The following is a 3,059-nucleotide window of genomic DNA, read 5'->3' on the forward strand; positions in this document are numbered from 1 at the left end:
TTCGCGCTCCTGCTGCGGGGCTTGGTGGTGGGGTGGCTGTCGCTGCTGAGCCCAACCGCACTGTCGACGCCCGCCAGACCCTCGGGTCCGGCGGGCGTCGCCTTGCACACTCCGCTCAGCGTTCCAGGATGGCGGTCACGCCCTGACCACCGGCTGCGCAGATGGAGATCAGCCCGCGCCCGCTGCCCCGCTCGGCCAGCAGCTTGGCCAGGGTCGCCACGATGCGCCCGCCGGTGGCGGCGAACGGATGCCCGGCGGCCAGCGACGAACCGTTGACGTTGAGCCGGTCGGTGTCGACAGCGCCGAGCGGCGCGTCCAGGCCGAGCCGGTCCTTGGCGAACTCCGGCGACTCCCAAGCGGCGAGGGTGGCCAGCACCTGCGACGCGAACGCCTCGTGGATCTCGTAGTAGTCGAAGTCCTGCAACGTCAGCCCGGCGCGGGCCAGCATCCGGGGCACCGCGTACGCGGGTGCCATCAGCAACCCCTCGTCGCCGTGCACGAAGTCCACGGCCGCCGTCTCCGACCAGCTGAACCAGGCCAGCACGGGCAGGTGGTGCGCCGCCGCCCACTCCTCGCTGGCCAGCAGCACCGTGGACGCGCCGTCGGTGAGGGGTGACGAGTTGCCGGCCGTCATGGTGGCCTGCTCGGCGTCCGGGCCGCGGGTGCCGAAGACCGGCTTCAGCGAACCGAGCTTCTCCAGGCTGCTGTCCGGGCGGAGGTTCTGGTCTCGGGTGAGCCCCAGGTACGGGGTCATCAGGTCGTCGAAGAAACCCCTGTCGTACGCGGCGGCCAGCCGTTGGTGCGAGCGCAGCGCCAGCTCGTCCTGGGAGCGCCTGTCGATCTGCCAGCGCACTGCGGTCCCTGCGGCGTGGTCGCCCATGGAGAGGCCGGTACGCGGCTCCGCGTTGCGCGGGATCTCCGGCTTGAACGGCTGGAGCGGGCGCAGCTTCGCCGCGATCTTGAGCCGTTCGCCCAGCGTGCGGGCCGAGTTGAGCTTGAGCAGTGTGCGGCGCATCTCCTCGTTGACGGCGAGCGGGGCGTCGGAGGTGGTGTCCACACCGCCGGCGATGCCCACGTCGAGCTGACCGAGGGCGATCTTGTTGGCGACCAGGATCGTCGCCTCCAGGCCGGTGCCGCAGGCCTGCTGGATGTCGTACGCCGGGGTGTGTGGGTCGAGCCGGGAGCCGAGGACCACCTCGCGGGTGAGGTTGAAGTCGCGGGAGTGCTTGAGCACCGCACCGGTGACCACCTCGCCGATGCGCTGCCCGGCCAGCCCGTAGCGGGCGATCAGGCCGTCGAGCGCCGCGCCGAGCAGGTCCGCGTTCGACGCGTCCGCGTAGCGGGAGTTGGAACGGGCGAAGGGGATGCGGTTGCCCCCGATGACCGCGACCCGCCGAATGCTCTGCACGATCCGCCTCCTCGACATGTGTTGCTCGAACCCTACTCGCCAGTAGGCTACGCCCATGACCGACAGGTACGCGAGCTTCGTCCAATCGGCCGCCGGCCGCGCGCTGGTCAAGCGCCTCGGGCTGCCCGACCCGCCCCGACTGCGCCGGCACCACCCCGGCGACCCGCTGCTGGCCGGCCCGGCCCTGCTCGGCGCGGCCACCGGCGGCCGGCTGGCCGACCCGATCGCCAAGATCCTGACCGCCGCCGGGGTCGAGCTGGCCGACCCGGCCGGCGCCAACGCGCAGCGGTACGGGGCACTGCTCTTCGACGCCACCGGGATCACCGACTCGACCGAGCTGCGCCAGCTCTACGACTTCTTCCACCCGCAGGCCCGGGCCGTGCTGCCCAGCGGCCGGGTGATCGTGCTGGGCACCCCGCCGCAGGAGTGCCCGACACCCCGCGAGGCGACCGCCCAGCGTGCCCTCGAAGGGCTGGTCCGCAGCATCGGCAAGGAGTTCGGCCGGGGCATCACCGCGCAACTCGTCTACGTGACCCGCGCGGACGGTGACGCCGGGACGATCACGAGCCTCGAATCGACTGTCCGGTTCCTGCTGTCCGGCCGTTCCGCGTACGTGTCGGGGCAGGTCATCGGGGTCGGCGGCGGCGCGGCGAGCGTCCCGGCCGACTGGGATCGCCCACTGGACGGGCAGGTCGTGCTGGTCACCGGCGCCGCACGGGGCATCGGTGCGGCGCTGGCGAAGGTGCTCGCCCGCGACGGCGCGAAGGTAATTGCCCTGGACATCCCGGGAGCCGGTGACGCGCTCGCCGCGGTGGCGAACGACATCGGCGGCACCGCCGTCCAACTCGACCTGACCGCGCCGGACGCGCCGACCCGACTCGCCGAGCACCTGGCCAGCCGACACGGCCGGGTCGACGTGGTGGTGCACAACGCCGGCATCACCCGGGACAAGACGCTCGGCCGGATGGACGCCGACCGGTGGGACCAGGTGATCGACGTCAACCTCTCCAGCCAGGAGCGGATCAACGACGTGCTGCTGGAGCGGGAGCTGTTCCCGGCCGGCGGGCGGATCATCTCGGTCTCGTCGATCGCCGGGATCGCCGGCAACCGGGGGCAGACCAACTACGCCACCAGCAAGGCCGGCGTGATCGGGCTTGTCGACTCACTCGCGCCGGCCCTGCGGGAGCGTGGGATCAGCGTCAACGCGGTGGCCCCCGGCTTCATCGAGACCCGACTGACCGCGCGCATCCCGCTGGTGGTCCGCGAGGCGGGCCGGCGGATGAACAGCCTGGCCCAGGGCGGGTTGCCGGTGGACGTGGCCGAGACGATCGGCTGGCTGGCCTGGCCGGCCAGCGGCGCGGTCAGCGGCAACGTGGTCCGGGTCTGCGGCCAGAGCCTGCTGGGGGCGTGATGGACGCGCGGCCGGAGTCGGGCAGCCGTACCCCTGTCGAGCTGCCCCGGATGCCGGCGGCCGGGGCGCTGCACCGACGGGCGTTGCTCGGCGCGCTACCGGGCCTCGGCGGTGGGCGACGCGGACCCGATCTGCCGGCGGTCGAGGTGACAGTGGGCGGGGTGAGCGTCGCCCGGGCGCAGTTGGCCGACTACGACCGGGTCTGCGGGTTCCGGCTCACCGATCGGCTGCCCGCGACGT

General features: G+C 72.9%; 2 protein-coding genes and 1 pseudogene. 2 read left to right on the forward strand and 1 reads right to left on the reverse strand.

Going from position 1 to position 3,059, the window contains the following annotated elements:
* Positions 1-115: 115 nt before the first annotated feature.
* A complete protein-coding gene (locus tag AB0C20_RS35860; protein ID WP_357569684.1) occupies positions 116-1,408 on the reverse strand; it encodes an acetyl-CoA C-acetyltransferase in 1,293 nt (430 codons plus the stop codon).
* Positions 1,409-1,463: 55 nt separating this feature from the next.
* Between AB0C20_RS35860 and AB0C20_RS35865 the strand changes: the two genes are divergently transcribed.
* Positions 1,464-2,819, forward strand: a complete 1,356-nt coding sequence (locus tag AB0C20_RS35865; RefSeq protein WP_357179120.1) for a 3-oxoacyl-ACP reductase — start codon at positions 1,464-1,466, stop codon at positions 2,817-2,819.
* A pseudogene (locus AB0C20_RS35870) lies at positions 2,819-3,059 on the forward strand (hypothetical protein); the annotation flags it as partial. The gene AB0C20_RS35865 and the pseudogene AB0C20_RS35870, both read left to right, overlap by 1 nt.

It is taken from the genome of Micromonospora sp. NPDC048843, assembly GCF_040649965.1.
In the GTDB taxonomy this organism is placed as follows: domain Bacteria; phylum Actinomycetota; class Actinomycetes; order Mycobacteriales; family Micromonosporaceae; genus Micromonospora; species Micromonospora hortensis.

What these genes read in the sequence shown, in the direction of transcription:
- AB0C20_RS35865 (WP_357179120.1), top strand. Translation starts at nt 1,464, where the DNA reads ATGACCGACAGGTACGCGAGCTTCGTCCAATCGGCCGCCGGCCGCGCG.